Genomic DNA, 471 nt, shown 5'->3' with positions numbered 1-471 from the left:
CTGCAGGGCCTTGCAAGCAGACGGGCAGCGCCGCAGAACGTGCAGATCCAGGTTTCGCCTGCCTGGTTGGCATCGAATGGGGTGAGCTGAACGGTCTCACGGACGTGATCGCGCAGAACACCGCAGGCAGCACAGCCGATCCAGCGGGTGCCGCGGACGGCTCTCATAGGCTCAGCAACAGCCGCAGCGCGTCTTCGACGCGGCGCATGTGGTTCGTGTTCAGCGTCGTGATGGGCTTGTCGCCCATCAGGCGATCGTTCGAGATCGCGCGGATCTGGTCGATCAGCAGATCGGTCGCCTCGTCGACGGCCTGGCCCGGCAGGCGGCCCAGCGCGACACGCAGCGGGAAGCAGTCCTCGCGCTCAACGTCCGAGGTGCCCGGGATGACGATGGTGGTAGCGTGGCCAGCATCGTTTAGCAGGTTGGTCTGAATGACAAGAGCCGGGCGGTTTCGCTTGCCCGGCTCCTGCT

Annotated in this window: 1 protein-coding gene; it reads right to left on the bottom strand. The window is 65.6% G+C overall.

Translation table 11 applies throughout. The annotated features are described in order from the left end of the window. Window positions 1-163 precede the first annotated feature (163 nt). Window positions 164-471, bottom strand: a 308-nt coding sequence (locus I6F21_RS37690) for a type II toxin-antitoxin system PemK/MazF family toxin (protein WP_225184379.1), incomplete at its 5' end; no start/stop codon positions are given.

The organism is Bradyrhizobium sp. NBAIM03 (assembly GCF_020194055.1).
In the GTDB taxonomy this organism is placed as follows: domain Bacteria; phylum Pseudomonadota; class Alphaproteobacteria; order Rhizobiales; family Xanthobacteraceae; genus Bradyrhizobium; species Bradyrhizobium yuanmingense.
The sequence above is the reverse complement of the archived record's forward strand: the minus strand, read 5'-3'. Positions and strand labels throughout refer to the sequence as shown.